Raw genomic sequence first — 13976 nt, forward strand, 5'->3', positions numbered from 1 at the left:
ACGAGCACCTTCGTAGCGCTTGACAGTACGCAAAATTGTCTCTGTAACGGTTGCGCGGGATTCGCCTGCGCCAAGGCGTAAATCTGAACTATCTGAGAGAGGAAACAATGCGAACTCAAGGCGCACAGTACAGCAATGCGAAGACCGCGCAGATCGGACAATTTGTCGAGGGCCTGCGCGAGACCCAGGCCAAGCCCGGCACGTTCGATTCGGCCGCAGCCGATGAGTTCGTCGCTGGCATCAAGAGCCAGTCCAACGGCATCGAGATCCCTCAAGCGCTGGCCGCCATCCTGGAGGAACTGCCCGCCGGCCAGGATGCCAAGGTCATCAAGGGCGTGCTGGACGGCGTCGCCTCGTTCGAAGCCCAGCACGGCGTGGCACCCACTGCCGACGTGATCGAGTGGGCGCTCCACCAAGGCTACGCAACGACCGAGGAAGCTCGCAAGAAGTACTCGCTGGACTCTGCCAGCTCTACCGGTAGCGACCCGCTTTCGCTGCAACCGAATCGCGCGGTGATCGCGATCACCGCCGCGCTGGCCGAGGCCATCCCGGTTGCCAACTACTTGCCCGCCGATATCGGCTCGAACGAAGCCAAGCTGGTTATCGTGTCGCACACCGCCGGCAACCTGTACGGCGGCTACGCGCAAGATCAATTGATGGACGGCGTCAACAGCGGCGATTCGTACATTTCGTCCGCTCGCGTGCATGCGCTCACGCTGCAGAGCTCGGGCGCGGACACCGGTTCGTACACCGGCATCCTGACTCAAGTCCAGGCGACCCCGGAAACCTGCGATCAGGCAGCCACGCCGGTGAAGCTGATGCGTGGTCGCCTGATCGTCTACGTGAATGGCCTGCCGGTTGCCTTCGAGGTCAAGCAGGTCGGTTCCCCGGCCACCGCTCCGATCAGCGGCAGCATCGTGATTGCTGGCACCACCTACAATCTGGCCGGCACCGTCGCGCCGGATACGGGCGTAGTCAAGGTTACCCCGAGCAGCGCACTGCCGGCCAACACGCCGGTCGTGGTCGAAGGCTTCATCGACTATGAGCGCTCGCCGGGCACCACGCCGGTGATCAACACGAATGCCACGCCGTTCCAACTGTTCGCATCGCCGTGGCGCGTGCTGACCGAGCAGACCATCGACGCGCGTACCCAGTTCTCGAATGAACTGGGTCTGGATCCCGCCGCCGAATCCATGCTGGCGGTCCGGTACCAAGCATCCAACGAGCGTCACTACGATGTGCTGCGGAAGGCCCTGCGTATCGGCTCGGTGCAGAACGTCAACAACTTCGACTTCGGCTGGGCCGCCAAGGGCGTGTACAAGAGCCGTGCTGCCATCTGGCAGGACTTCTCGGCCGTCTTGGGTGCCGCTTCGCAGAAGATGGCCGAAGACACCATCGATCACGGTATCACTCACCTCTACGTGCCGATCAACATCGTCGCGCAGTGGCAAGCTCTGCCGGCGGACATCTTCGAACCGTCCGGCATCTTGGCGAAGCCCGGCATCTACCGCGTCGGCCGCCTGTTCGGCATGTACGAGGTGTACTACAGCCCCAAGGTAGTTGTCGGGGCGAAGGGTTCGGCTACCGCCACGATCCTTGCGATCGGCCGCTCATCGCAGGTTGCTCGCTGCCCGTTCGTCCTGGGGGATGCCGTGCCGCCGACCGTGAATCCCACCCCGTTCACGCGCGAGATGATGTCCGGCTCGGCCTTCTACGCGCGTCAGTTCACGAGCGTGAACCCGCACGTGCCGTCGGCTTTCGGCTGCGCAGTCTTCAACGTCACCAATCTGTTCTAAGCAGCGCCAACCATAAGAAGGGGTGCAAGCATGGCCAAGAAAGGCAGTGCCAGCGCTCCTTCCCAATCTGGGAAGGATGCGGCTGAGCAAGGGGACGGAGTAGCGGACATCTCCGAGGGTACCAATGCTGGCGGCGAAAGTGGCGGCGATACCGCCAGTGGTCTTGAGCCCGGCGGTGGAGTAGTGGCTTCGGTGGATGGCCAAGGCGCTGGCTCCGAAGTGGTGGGTGGTAGCAACGGGGGCAGCGCCCCTGAAGGCTATGCCAGCCAACAAGACGGTGCGACTCTGGGTGGGCAGGTCATCGATGCCGCTCTATCCCCAGTGGTTCCTCCGGTGCCGGTGATCGAAGATTCGCCGTCGCTTGCTGCGCCATCCATAGCGGATGCTCCGGGCTATGCGGTCCCCGAGTTTCCTAAGTGGTTCCGCATCACCAACAACACGCCGATGCAAGTCGTGTTCTCGGAGGTCGGGCTTGAGCTCGCAGGCAACGCTGAACCAGCGGGGAAGACCTCGGATACGGTTTCGTTCAAAGACGTGGATCAGTTGATCCGGTTCGCCACGGACATCGCTGCCATCGCCGAGATGCATGGCTGGCAAGAACCGCTGACGATCGAACAAGCCGACGCGCCGGACTCCGGGGCGGACGGTAACTAAGGGGAAGGTATGCAAGCATTTACCCGACAACTTGGCGCGCAGCCGGGTATCCAGCTGAATCCCCTGCGTGATAACACGGACGGCTTTGCGCCGGACAACTCCGACCAGGTCTTCGGCATCGCAATGCGCGCAACTCGGGGCCGCATTGACAAGGCGTTTCGGGCAAACGCGGGGAATTTCAAGACGCGGCTCGGCGCTGGCGAGTCCTTGCGTGCCTCGGCATTGAACGAGGCTCACATCCACGTCTACGAGGCGCTCAACAAAGGTGCCTACCAGGCGGTAATCGCCCGCCTGGTTACGTCGGCGGCGGTTTTACAGCTCATCAACATCACGCAGACGACGGCACCTGCAGGGACCGGAGCAGTTCTGGCGGCGACCGTCGCGGGTGGTGTCATCACCGGCGTTACGGTGACTAACGGCGGTACCGGGTATTCCGGTTCGGTATCGGTCACGGTTGGCGGCCCTGGCTCCGGTGCGGTGCTGAACCCTGTGATCGTCGCGGGCGTCATCACGTCCGTAACTGTCGCGAATGCCGGTAGCGGCTATACGTCCGCGCCGGCATTGACGGTTGTGCCGAACCCTTCCGCCACGACAACCGCATTTGCAACCTCTGCGACGGTTCCAGGTGGGCAGTACCTGGTTTCCGTGAAGCATCTGGAGTGCTTCAACGACGGCATCAAGCTGGCGTTGCATGCTGACGCGGTGAAGGACGGGACGGGTACCCTGGTCGCGAACCCACTCGTGACGCTCCGCCTGCTGGACAAGGATGGGAACATCCTTTACGAGTTCCAGGGTTCGTTTGACCCAGCGGCGCTGGACGACTACGGCCAGAGCCTGTATCTGCCGGACGTCGTAAGCAATCAGACCGATGCCGTTGTCGTCACCGTCGGTGTCGGCGCGTCGATTCCGCCGGACTCGGATGCGTACGGGCGCGATGCAAGCAATCTGAACAAGTGGGCCACCTCCGCCGTACTGGCGTACTTCTCCGAAGGTGGCACCGGCTACGCGACCGCCGACTATGCTAGCGCAATCTCCCGCCTCAAGCGGACCGAGTACGATTACGGCTACATCGCGAGCGGCGGTTCCCAGTCGATCGCGCTCCTGTCCCAACTCGCGCAACTCGCATTCGACACCAACCGACCCTTCAAGTACGACGTGCCGGGTACGCTGACACCGGATGCCGCTGCTGCGTGGATCGCGCAACTGAACCTCGATTCGCACTACTGCCATGCCTTCTGGGCACCGCTGAAAAGCGACGATCCGCTTGGCCTGAACGGCAAGTCGGTGATCGGGACGTCGACCTTCAACATCGCCCGGGCCTGCGCGCGGAACGCTCAGACCAATGCGAAAGGCTTCGCACCGAAGAACTTTCCCATCGCCGGCAAAGAGTGGCCACTGGATCGCACGGGCATCATCCAGATCTACACGCCGGACGAAACCGGCCAGGAGTTGAGCGACCTTGCGACCGCGAAGATCAATCCGGTCCTGTTCCAGGTCTACAACGGTGGCGGGCGATATGTCTTCACGGACTCGCTGACCAATGCGAAGACAGCCGTATCGATGAAGAAGCTCATCTCGGTCGCCGAGATGTCTGCAACGATGGACGACTGGATCACCCGATTCGGTAAGGAAGCAATCCAGTTGCCCATTGAAGTCACCATCAAGAAGATGAATGACTTCCTGAAAAAGCTCTTCGAAGATGCCCAATCGTCCGGCTGGATTATCCCGAGTGTTGATCTCGCCGGGGCGGCAGCGAAGTACCTGGTGCAGCGCAGTGAAATCAAGCCGGCTGACAACGTAGTCGTCACGTACTCGCTCCGTTACGACGGGACGACCCGGCAGATCACGGTGACCCAGACGCTGTCCCGCTAATCGGCCAATTGAAGAGAGGATTTTGATATGCACCCGTTGACGCAGAGCCTCCGTGCCGCCATGAAGGCCGACAAGGCGGAGAAGGAGAAGCCAAAGACGCCTGGCGTCGTGCTGGACAGCGTGCTCGACGCTGACGCAGATGACGATGCGGCCAGCTATGCGCTGACCAATATCGCCGTCCTAGTCGCCGCCGCGCTGCAGGAGTGGGTCGAAACCGCTGATGACGACCTGGATGAAGGCGAAAGCCTCGCCGATAGGTTGCTCGCGACCTTGATCGGCATCGCTGACCCTGACCAGGACGACGAGGAGATGGACGACGATGAGCAAGCCGTCCTCAATCTGGCCCTGGAAGCGGCTTGGGACTATCTGACGGACAAGGGCGTGTCCGAAGACGATGCCGACAAGCTCCTGAACGACTGGGACCCCGACGCGGCCGGCCGTATCCGTGACCTGCTGGTGTCGATCCTGCCGGACGGCGATGACGCAGCCGCAGAGGACATCGATTCGTTCGCCTTTGATGGGGACGACGATGACGGCTCGGTCAAGTTGGATGCCGTCTACAAGATGAAGACCGCCGTTCGCAACGGAAAACGTGTCCGCATCCGTAAGCGCATGTCCGGCAAGGTGAAACTCTCGGCCAAGCAGAAGCTGGCCATCCGCAAAGCCCAGAAGAAGGCGCATACCGCAGGCGCGATGATGCGCCGGCTCAAGTCGCTGCGGAACGAAGGGCTGGCCAAGTAAGCCGTCGGCAATTCCGATGTGCCACGCGGGCTGCGCTTCACCAGGCGCAGCCCGTTTTCATAGGGTTTAGGTATGGCCGACAGCGGCGCAGGCAACATTCTTTCGTCCAGGTGGGATGGGCTCAGCGAGCACCTGATCGCGAAGTTCTATGCGGTCGACAGCAAGGGGTACCGGATCTCCGGCGACTCCGTGGAGGTGCATGCACCGTTGCTGGACGCGAACACGGATATCGCCTTGAACTGGCAGTCGCCGTTCGAGCAGGCCAGTCCTGACACGAAGGCTCCGGCGCTGTTCGCAATGCTTCAGTCGGGGGCGCTAAGCACCGTGATGAACGACTTGACGAATGCTCGGATCGGGACCGACAAGGATAAGCAGCGGCAGGCGCTCAATGACCAGTCCTCCCTTGAAACGACCCTGCAGGAATTTCAGGGACGAACCGGGATCACAAAGCTCAACAGCGTTCAGATTTTCACCGGAATGGCTCCAGTCAAGATCACCTGCATGGCGCTCTTCCGTGCCTATGCTGATCCGTACAAAGAGGTCGAGCAGCCTTTCCAGCAATTGATGAGTTGGGCACTGCCTAAGAAGTTGAGCTCAGACAGCATCATCAAGCGCGCTGCGGGCGCAGAGGGCGTGACGGGATACCTCAAGGCTTTGCTGCCGTCTCAGGCACCCCAGCTCATTGGGTTTCAGTACAAGCGCCGCACCTATGCGCCGATGGTGATCGAGAACATTGGTGAGCCGCTTAACAGCCCTGTGGCGAGCAATGGCTACTACACAGAGCTGCTGGTCCCAATGACGATTGCGACGCTGACCGCCCTCGATAGGGATGACATCCAGCGGATAGCAGCGCCAGGTACCGACGTCGGACCGGCGGCATAACAGGACATACGATGGTCAACTTTTCAGCATTGCGCACCCGCCGGCTTTCTGTGCTACTCCGGGAGATCTCGATCGCGGACGCCATTCGCTTGGCTTCGGTGCCGGCGAGCCGTTTCGAAGCGGGAACAACGGACTTCCTCACACGCGTTGTCGAAAAAGCAGACGCACAAACTGCAGCGCAAGTGGCAGATCCCCGCGCCTGGACGGTGCAGGAACGCATGTTTGTCGTCGGCCACTATCTGGCCCATGTGAGCGATGACGGCCCCGATTTCGCCGTGGGTGGCGGAGGCCGTTACTCGAACTATCTTGATACGGCAAAAGACATGCCGCCCCAGGCCTCCGAGGCGTATGAGGTAGGCGGAGACAAGTGGCACCTCGTGCCACTCATCGGTGCGGCAGCGGAAGCAATCGAGAACCTTCAAGGGGGGATGGGTGACTCCATCTCCGGGCGGTTCCACTGGCTTGTCGGTGCGATGGGGGCGCAGTTGCGGCGTGGGGACGAGGAGGTGCCCGACGCGGTAGCCGATCCGTCCACGTTCGCCGATTGGCTACAGCAGCGGATACACGTCTTTGCCGGCTATCCAGAGTCCGACTTCGTACAGTTGCTTGCAGCATTCAAGTTCGGTCAGCGTGATCTCGACCACCTCTTTCAAATCGAGTTCGATGATCAAGGCGTGATCGTGATGCCGGTTAATGAAGCGGAGGCGGGGGAATCGGCACTTCCCCCGGCACGATTTCCAGTTGGTTCCTGCATCTCAGACTTTGCGAAAGACCTGGTCGGAAAACTTGAGTGAGTTGGCCGCCAGCATGCCCCTATATTCGAGCACATCGTATCCCGAAGCGCTGCGGCTAGGGGTATCCGATGCCCAAGGATTCTTTGACTCGAAGGCGTACACCGATCACAGGAAGTCCAGGGAAGCGGAACTCAAACTCCAGGCCGCGTTGATCGCCCGTATGGACGTGATGATTCGCGCTATCGGGGCGCTAAGCAACGCGCTGGCCAAGAAGGGGTAGCGCATAACCATTGGAGTCGATTTGGACAACCAGGACACCAAGCCTCAGAAGATCATCGACGCCAAGCTGCCGTTGTCATGGCTTATTTCGTCCACGGTCGCAGTGATTGCCTTCTTGGCTAGCGCGCTTTGGGCCGTGTTCAACCAGTCGGCAAAATTGGACATCCTGATCACCCAGACTACGAAGCTCGAGCGGCGTATGGATGACCGGGATGCCCGTATCGACAACGTGATCCGGGACATCTACGACCAGAAGCGGGTCAATGACCTGCAGGATCTGCGTATTGGGCAACTTGAGGGCCGGCACTCTACCGGCGACAGGAGTACAAAATGATGGGTTTGCTTTGGCGGGTTCTCCCGCGCGTTGTCTGGTCGGCGGCTCTCACGATCGTGGCCTTTCTTGCATTCCAGCCCCTCACAATGCTGACCGGTGTGCCCGAGGTCGCGCGTGTCTTGCCGGCGCTGGCGGTGCTCTACTGGATCGAACTGTCGCTCTTCCTCGCACGCGTCATCTTCAGTCCGGATATCGATCACCAGGCCATCGCGCGCAAAGCGGCCGAGGAGTCAAGCGGCGCGGCCATGGTCTTCGCTGTGCAGACGTTCTCCGTCATGTTCCGAGTGGGCATCCTGGTATGGATCATCTTCGCGCTGTGATGCCTCGGGTTCTTCTGGCCTTGGCGCTGCTATTTGGGGTGCAGGCACAGGCCCAGAAGCTTCCCGGGGATGCGGATCGCTATCTGCCCACACTCAAAGGTGAGATCGCGCGTTACTGGCCGGACCTGCAGCCTCGCGCTTGGCCACCGGCTCTGATCGAGCAGGAGAGCAATTGGAAGCTGCGGGCCACGCTGCGGACGTCGCGTGAGCTCGGCTGCGGGCTCGGGCAGTTCACGAAGGCACTCAACTCGGACGGCTCGGTCCGGTTTGATGCGCTGGCGGAGACGCGCCGCCTGGATCGCTCTCTGGCCGGCTGGTCCTGGTCGGATTGCTACAACGCCGAGTACCAGCTGCGTGGCGTGATTCTCAAGCTCAAGGCTAACGAGCGGCAGTGTGCGGCGTGGATGCGTGGAAATCGTGAGGTTAAGGCCTGTAACGCTGCCAGCTACAACGGCGGCGGTGGGTCAGTCCTCAAACGCATCAATACGTGCAAGGCCACGTCAGGCTGTGAATCGCACCTGTGGTTCGGGCATCTGGAACGCTTGTGCCCTCAGTCACAGAAGAAGGCAGCCCAGTACGGCGAGTCATTCTGTGAGATCAACAGTCGCTACCCGGGCAGGGTGGAGGCGCGCATGCCGAAGTACGTCGGCCCTATGGAGCGTCCATGAACGTGCTTGGCTATGTCATTCCGGGTTGGGCGCGGGCGCTCTTCATCGTTGCGGCGCTGCTGGCGGTCTACGTGCTCGGGCGTCTGGATGGCGAGAGGATCCAGGGCGCAGAACATGCCGACTATGTCGCCAAGCAAGCCACGACGGCGGTGAAGGTGGTCGAAGCCCAGACCAAGGTAGTCACGGTAACTGAGACGAAATGGCGAGACCGAATTGTGACGGTCCGGGCCAAGGGCGATACGATCATCAAGGAGGTCCCGAAGTATGTTACGCCGAGCGACGATTCTGCTTGCACTGTCAATGCTGGCTTCGTGCGGTCATACCACGCCGCCTGGGCAGGTGAGCCTGCCGGACCTCCCGCCGATTCTGACCGAGAACCCTCCGGAGTTCCGCTCTCTGAAGTCGCAGAAGCCGATGCCTTCAACGCCTCAGTCGCAAGGCAATGGCGCGAGCAGGCCTTAGGGCTGCGTGACTTCTACGTGAACCTGCAGAAAGCCAGGGAAGAGGCTGCCAAATAGGCTTGTTCCCAACTTGACCTCTCGGGGGCGCATGCTAGGCTTCCCATGTGCTGCTAGGAGAGGGCCATGGGGAATCGACTCGAGTGGGTATCTCATAGCTATCGCGGGATGTTTGTTCACGCGCTAGCTTTCGAGGTGGTGGAGATTGGCCGGCAGACCTCGCCGCCTGGTCAGAAGTGGGGCTACCTGGTGGAGATACGCTTTTCCGCCCAACCGGACGAGGAGCCGGTCTATGCCCCGTCCTTGGAGGACTACTTCACCCGGGCGGCTGCCGAGCAAGCTGCCTTTCACTACGGACGGGGTGCGATCGATCTATTCTTGGCGGCACCGCCATGAGTCAGCTTCTAGCCAAGGCCGCGATGATCTCCTGCGGTGCGTCAAAGATGTTAAGACGTCCTGTCATCGGCATCAGTGGGATAGGGCGGGCTTCGGTAAGCTTGAAGCCCCAGCAGTCTGGCATATGCCAGGGTGAACTGCTGTCGCGCAGGCAGTCGGTGAGGGTGGCAATGCCGACGATGCCGCCGCGCTCTAGGTCCTGATCACGCGGGAAGTAGGAGCGAAATCCGACTGCCAACGCGGTAGCCATCCCGGCTTCGTAGTCTGCGCGCGTCATGCCCTTGCTGGCGTGGATCAGCAGACGGCCTCGGTACTTAGTTGGCCATGTGCGATTTTCGATGTCCTTGTGGCCGTTGACGATGAGCCAGGCCCAAGGTTGGCGCACGGAGAGTACCTTCACTGGTTTTTCCTTTGACGATTGCACGGGCGCTGGCGTGCTCATTGTGTGGGTTCCAGAAGTTCTACGGCTGCGGCCATGATCTGGCCAATCTCCATCCCGGTCATACCTGGATCCGAGCAGATTTCCTTCGCAGTCATGAGGACGTCCTTGCCCTTGCGCGCCGCGATCTTCTGCAGCGCGCTTCCGAGCTCGTCCATGCGTTCGCGGTACCGGTCGCCGAGCAGGCGCTTGATGGTGTCGCGCACCTCATACAGCTTTGCCGCGATTTGGATGGCTTGCTGAGTCATGCGGCACCCCCTTGCAGAGCCTGGTGCCCCGCCTTGATCCGGGTGGCCACGCCACCGCGCCAGCGCCAGCCTGGTGCGATCGCCTTCGTGCTAATCCGCTCCCGGCGCAGCTGCAGAGTTACTTTCGGCACGTCGCGCCAGTTGCCATCGAATCCTTCAGGGACGACGTATGTCCAGTAATGGCACTCAAGCCATAGGTCGAGCGGGCAGTGCTCTTCGTACTCAGGCTCGTAGTAGCCGCTCATGTAGCCGATTACTGGCGTACCCTTGAGCGCACCGATACAGCCCGGGTGATCGCCCTCCGTCGGATCGTGGCCAAACACGTCAGAGTCCATGTCGCGGCCCCATCCGCCGTGCGAGCGCAGCAGCTCAATGGCGCGCTTCGCATGCTTTTTGTAGATTCGTGGGTTCATGCTGCACCGCCTTCCGGCTCTTGGCCGGTGGGCTTTGGCGCTGCGGGAGCGGCGGCGAGAGCAGCCTGATATACCGGAGCGACGCGAAAAGGGTAGCGAGGCCACTCGCGCAGCTTCTCCTGCATGGCTTGACACATGGTCTGTGTCGGTTCGACCGGCACCAGCCGATACCCATCTGGCACCCCCGCCTCTGTGGGCGCTCGGCGGTTCCAGGCATCGATGGTTATCTTCTCCAGCCAATCGAATCCGTGTCGGATCGCAGCATTGGTCAATTGGAAACGGCATCCTTTGCACTTTATTGTCAATTTCCGGCTGCGCGTGTGGTTGTTGCCCTGAGGCCGAAGTTCGGGCTCTCCGCCACAAAACGGGCACGGCTCCAGCCGCTCTGCGCGCTCAGTCATGCTGCCTCCTTGGCGGCCCAACCGTATTCCAGCCCGGCAGACTGAGCCACGCGGTGGACGGTGTTATATTCCATATCCTTCCAGTAGAAGGTGTTGTTGTTCCCAGCGCCTACATATAGCAGCGCCATCAGATGGGCGGCCTTGCCCTTCTTTTTGCTCGCCTGGTCGCGCACACGGATGCTTGTATTGCCGGTGCCGCTGGTCTTGTGCGGGTAGAAGATAAGCGTCACATCCGGCGAAACGAAGCGGAATGCCTCGTAGTCGTTGGTGCCCCATTGGAGACGGCCGCCAGCGCCGGCTAGCACCTTCTCGGCGATGGAAAACTCTTGCTTGGCCAGGCGCTGGTAATTTCCGGCGTTCGGATCGCGGCTCACTTCCCCGCTCCTTTGGCGATTGCGGCGCGGATAAGAGCGGCGCAGTCGTCAGCATCGATGGCGTCCGGGCTTTCGCAGATCGTGGCCGCTTCCTCCAGCGCCGCCGCGCGGGCCTCGGCGCGGGCGGCATCGAGCTCGCTGGCTGTGTACAGGCGTTCCCCGACTGGCTCTAGCTTGACCATCATTTCCTCGCCCACGTCATCCGAGACAACGCGGGCCAGTGCCGGCAGCAGCTTGGCGTAGTGCTCCACCTTCGGCTCGGCGGCGCGCACCAGTGCTTGCATGGCCTCGGCCAGCGCGCGGTGGTTAGCGATTCGACTCATGACCTCTCCATCCTATGTCCGATCTTCCGCAGATATGCGGGGGGGCAGGTCGCCCCAGTTAAATTCGTCTTTGAAGTCGCCACAGTGGTGTTCGCGCGGCGTCATGATGTGACCTGCGTCCGGGGTAATGCTCGATACACGAATTCCGAGAATTGCAAACCTGTCTGCCCCCGAAACTGGCGCAGACTTGCGGCATTCCCCAACCAAGCTATTGGTCCATCGCCACCAGTCACAGCCAGCACAGCAAGGACCATGCTCGACGTAGAAGCGGTCAAGCAACTCTTGCCTGCGGTCTGCGATGTGGCTCACGGCAGGCACCATTGAGAGCCGCCGCATACGCCGGAGCCGTCTTCTACATCTTCCATATACCAGCCGGTGTCGCCGTTCTCGTAGGCTTTCGGGGTGACAGATTCCACTTTCCCGCACCTGCAGCAGCGAAAGTGGAGAAGATCGTCCTCGTCGGGCGTGCTCGTCTCAGCGTTCTCAGTCATGACCCTCTCCTTTTGCGATTGCGGAGTCGATGGCGGCGTCGAGGCTCGATGGGTCAACATCCCATCCGTGCGACGGCTCAGCTTTCCAGATTCGAGTCATCAATGGGCCATCGCCGTCATATTCATCCTCCAGATAGCCCCACTTGTCTCGCAGCCACCGATACCGCTCCGCATTGCGCTTGTCTTCGCAGGGCGGCTCTGCGGCCAGCAGGGCGCGGATGTGCTCATTGAATGCCCAAGTAAGGTGCGATGACCCCTGCCTTGGCCCGGCGATGTAGCCGAACTCGATCCCGACTGCGTCACGCTGCTGAATCATCATGGCGAAGTTGGCAACGTCTACCGGATCCCCCTTCTGGACGTGGTCGACCAGCAGGCGTGCCAGATACTCGTTCGTGCATGCGTGCCGGTCATCCCAACCTCCCCGACCCTTGGCGCGGCTGGCAGCCATCTTGGCTTTCATGGCGGCTGCGAAGCGGTCCACGGCGGTGTCGTCCGGATGCTGAGCCCCGGCCGGCGCTTCGGCGGGCAGGATGGCTGCATCCCATTCACGGCGAAGGTCATTTAGGCTTTGGGCCCATTCATCAGATAGCGTGTCGCCTGCGCGCTGCGCAAGGTTGAATGCGGCATTGGCCAACTTGGTGCCGGCTGTGCGAATGGCATCCGTCAGCGCCTTGGCGCTCGGTTGCGGGGCGGCTGGCGATGCGTCGAGCAGGGCGCTGTGCTGATCTTCCGTGATGGCGCCTGCCACGTTGAGCAAGTCGGCCCATTCCCAGCCTTCCTCATCGCTCACGATTTCCAGCATTTCGGGAGTCATGCGCAACGGCACCAACGCGAATCCATCCGGCACCGTCAGTGCTGCCGGCGATGCGCTCGGCGCAGGGGCGTCGTCGTAAACAGCACGCGTGTATCCGTAGTGCTCAGCTAGGGCGCGGTCCGTGACGTAGAAGCATGCGCCTGCAACTTCCGGCGAAAGCCACGCCACCGGCTCGCTGCCATCCTCGCTGAGGACGGGGGCGGACGGCTTGTTGGCCCAGCCGCGCCATGCGTGCTCAGTGTCGTCGTTCCAGTAAGTGGCGGGTCCCACGCCGTCAGCAGTCGTGATGCTGCCGTGGTAAGCACAGGTGGTCAGGTCGTAACCCTGCTGCTTGGCGAATGCACTGAAGTCCGCCCCGCCAACAGGTGCCGGGGGAGCGGCGCAACTGCACCGGCCAAGCCACTCTCCGTCCGCGCGGTGTACGTCGCCAGTGCCGTCGCACTTCTGGCATGCCGGGGCAGCGGCGCAGAGGGCGGCGGAGTTGGCCCCGCCCCTGGGCATCTGGTGGTAGTTCTTAAGCCACGGCATCTCGCGCGCCATTCTTTCCCGTGCAGTCGTGTCGGAAGTGGACTGGGCGCGCTTCATCGCGTTGTAGTCGGCCAGTAGTTCCTGGGAGACATAGACGCAGCCCTCGGGTGGCGCAGCGGGAGCGGCGTGGAGGGCGGTGATTGCCGCATCAGCGATCTCAGCGACGCGAGTCTCGTCCTCGGCTACCAGGCGGAAGTCGTCAGAGCACATCGTGCCGCAGCCCCATACGCTCCATACCCGAAGGCAGTCATACGCTTCGCCGAGCGCTTCAGAAACTGCCGAGCAGACAGACTCCCGCTGAGCTCCGCTGATTACTGGTCCTTGCGGTCTGGTCATTGGGCGTCTCCCGAACGGTCCTTGATGCGCCAGTCGATGGCCAGTTTCTCGAAGGTCTCACCGCCACGCTCGAAGTAGAGGTGGACTTCCTTGGATGGGCGGCTGTCCATGCGAAGCACCTTCAGGCAATCTTCGAAGATGGCTTCGTCCAGGCAGCGGAGATCCGTAAGGTCGAACGGAAATCGTGTTCCGTTGTATAGACCCAACAGGAACTTTGCTACGTACTTGCACTGCCCGCTGCAACCGTGTGCCAGCTCGTAGAGCCGCTTCAACGACTCCAGGCCGTCGCTCTGGTCTTGCGCGCGTACTTTTGCAGCTCGTTGGGCATCAGTCTCGCCGCGCCTGAATTGCGCGACCATTTCCATAAAGGGACTGATATCTAGCACCGGCAACTTGATGCTGACCTCGCGCATTTCGGTAGTGACGGATTCACTCATGGTCATCTCACGATTGGTTGGGGGATCCGCCGATTCGG

The 13976-nt window shown here is 61.4% G+C and carries 20 protein-coding genes; 11 read left to right on the forward strand and 9 right to left on the reverse strand.

Features of this window, described 5'->3' with window-relative positions; translation table 11 throughout:
• Positions 1–107 precede the first annotated feature (107 nt).
• The 11 genes from RR42_RS07135 to RR42_RS07190 all read left to right on the forward strand — a co-directional run bounded on the left by RR42_RS07135 (position 108) and on the right by RR42_RS07190 (position 9134).
• Positions 108–1796, forward strand: a complete 1689-nt coding sequence (locus tag RR42_RS07135; protein ID WP_043345162.1) for a hypothetical protein — start codon at positions 108–110, stop codon at positions 1794–1796.
• A gap of 30 nt (positions 1797–1826) precedes the next feature.
• Positions 1827–2450, forward strand: coding sequence for a hypothetical protein (locus RR42_RS07140; RefSeq protein ID WP_144409768.1), 624 nt, complete (start codon positions 1827–1829; stop codon positions 2448–2450).
• A 9-nt stretch (positions 2451–2459) separates the two neighbouring features.
• Complete coding sequence (locus tag RR42_RS07145) at positions 2460–4322, forward strand: hypothetical protein (RefSeq protein WP_043345165.1); 1863 nt, start codon at positions 2460–2462, stop codon at positions 4320–4322.
• Positions 4323–4349: 27 nt separating this feature from the next.
• Positions 4350–5063, forward strand: a complete 714-nt coding sequence (locus RR42_RS07150) for a hypothetical protein (protein ID WP_043345167.1) — start codon at positions 4350–4352, stop codon at positions 5061–5063.
• 72 nt (positions 5064–5135) lie between these two features.
• Positions 5136–5945, forward strand: coding sequence for a hypothetical protein (locus RR42_RS07155; RefSeq protein ID WP_052494500.1), 810 nt, complete (start codon positions 5136–5138; stop codon positions 5943–5945).
• A gap of 11 nt (positions 5946–5956) precedes the next feature.
• Positions 5957–6739 (forward strand): hypothetical protein, encoded by a 783-nt coding sequence (locus RR42_RS07160; protein WP_043345169.1) that lies wholly within the window; start codon positions 5957–5959, stop codon positions 6737–6739.
• A 241-nt stretch (positions 6740–6980) separates the two neighbouring features.
• The gene (locus RR42_RS07170) at positions 6981–7292 is read left to right on the forward strand and encodes a hypothetical protein (protein ID WP_043345172.1); all 312 of its coding nucleotides are present in this window, start codon (positions 6981–6983) and stop codon (positions 7290–7292) included.
• Positions 7289–7612 carry a hypothetical protein gene (locus RR42_RS07175; protein WP_043345174.1) on the forward strand — a complete coding sequence of 108 codons (324 nt, stop codon included), beginning with the start codon at positions 7289–7291 and terminating at the stop codon, positions 7610–7612. The genes RR42_RS07170 and RR42_RS07175 overlap by 4 nt, the downstream gene beginning before the upstream one ends.
• Positions 7591–8280, forward strand: a complete 690-nt coding sequence (locus RR42_RS07180; RefSeq protein ID WP_144409769.1) for a hypothetical protein — start codon at positions 7591–7593, stop codon at positions 8278–8280. Before RR42_RS07175 ends, RR42_RS07180 begins: the two co-directional genes overlap by 22 nt.
• Positions 8277–8798 carry a hypothetical protein gene (locus RR42_RS07185; RefSeq protein WP_052494501.1) on the forward strand — a complete coding sequence of 174 codons (522 nt, stop codon included), beginning with the start codon at positions 8277–8279 and terminating at the stop codon, positions 8796–8798. Before RR42_RS07180 ends, RR42_RS07185 begins: the two co-directional genes overlap by 4 nt.
• A 66-nt stretch (positions 8799–8864) precedes the next feature.
• On the forward strand, positions 8865–9134 hold the full coding sequence (locus tag RR42_RS07190; RefSeq protein WP_043345176.1) for a hypothetical protein: 270 nt from the start codon (positions 8865–8867) through the stop codon (positions 9132–9134).
• Between the two features lies 1 nt (position 9135).
• Here RR42_RS07190 and RR42_RS07195 read toward each other — a convergent pair whose 3' ends face one another.
• The 9 genes from RR42_RS07195 to RR42_RS07230 form a co-directional block, all read right to left on the reverse strand.
• A complete protein-coding gene (locus RR42_RS07195; RefSeq protein WP_043345178.1) occupies positions 9136–9534 on the reverse strand; it encodes an ASCH domain-containing protein in 399 nt (132 codons plus the stop codon).
• A gap of 38 nt (positions 9535–9572) precedes the next feature.
• A complete protein-coding gene (locus RR42_RS07200; RefSeq protein ID WP_043345179.1) occupies positions 9573–9821 on the reverse strand; it encodes a hypothetical protein in 249 nt (82 codons plus the stop codon).
• Complete coding sequence (locus RR42_RS07205) at positions 9818–10234, reverse strand: hypothetical protein (RefSeq protein ID WP_043345181.1); 417 nt, start codon at positions 10232–10234, stop codon at positions 9818–9820. The genes RR42_RS07200 and RR42_RS07205 overlap by 4 nt, the downstream gene beginning before the upstream one ends.
• Positions 10231–10635 carry a Lar family restriction alleviation protein gene (locus RR42_RS38310; protein WP_082054823.1) on the reverse strand — a complete coding sequence of 135 codons (405 nt, stop codon included), beginning with the start codon at positions 10633–10635 and terminating at the stop codon, positions 10231–10233. The genes RR42_RS07205 and RR42_RS38310 overlap by 4 nt, the downstream gene beginning before the upstream one ends.
• Positions 10632–11009: a hypothetical protein gene (locus RR42_RS07210; RefSeq protein ID WP_043345183.1), complete on the reverse strand. Its 378-nt coding sequence runs from the start codon at positions 11007–11009 to the stop codon at positions 10632–10634. The genes RR42_RS38310 and RR42_RS07210 overlap by 4 nt, the downstream gene beginning before the upstream one ends.
• Positions 11006–11332 carry a hypothetical protein gene (locus tag RR42_RS07215; RefSeq protein ID WP_043345184.1) on the reverse strand — a complete coding sequence of 109 codons (327 nt, stop codon included), beginning with the start codon at positions 11330–11332 and terminating at the stop codon, positions 11006–11008. Before RR42_RS07215 ends, RR42_RS07210 begins: the two co-directional genes overlap by 4 nt.
• A 305-nt stretch (positions 11333–11637) precedes the next feature.
• Positions 11638–11823: a hypothetical protein gene (locus tag RR42_RS07220; RefSeq protein ID WP_043345185.1), complete on the reverse strand. Its 186-nt coding sequence runs from the start codon at positions 11821–11823 to the stop codon at positions 11638–11640.
• Positions 11816–13501 carry a hypothetical protein gene (locus tag RR42_RS37645; RefSeq protein ID WP_144409770.1) on the reverse strand — a complete coding sequence of 562 codons (1686 nt, stop codon included), beginning with the start codon at positions 13499–13501 and terminating at the stop codon, positions 11816–11818. Before RR42_RS37645 ends, RR42_RS07220 begins: the two co-directional genes overlap by 8 nt.
• A complete protein-coding gene (locus tag RR42_RS07230; protein ID WP_144409771.1) occupies positions 13498–13938 on the reverse strand; it encodes a DUF7673 family protein in 441 nt (146 codons plus the stop codon). Before RR42_RS07230 ends, RR42_RS37645 begins: the two co-directional genes overlap by 4 nt.
• Positions 13939–13976 lie beyond the last annotated feature (38 nt).

Origin of the sequence: Cupriavidus basilensis, assembly GCF_000832305.1 — a bacterium.
Lineage (GTDB): Bacteria > Pseudomonadota > Gammaproteobacteria > Burkholderiales > Burkholderiaceae > Cupriavidus > Cupriavidus basilensis_F.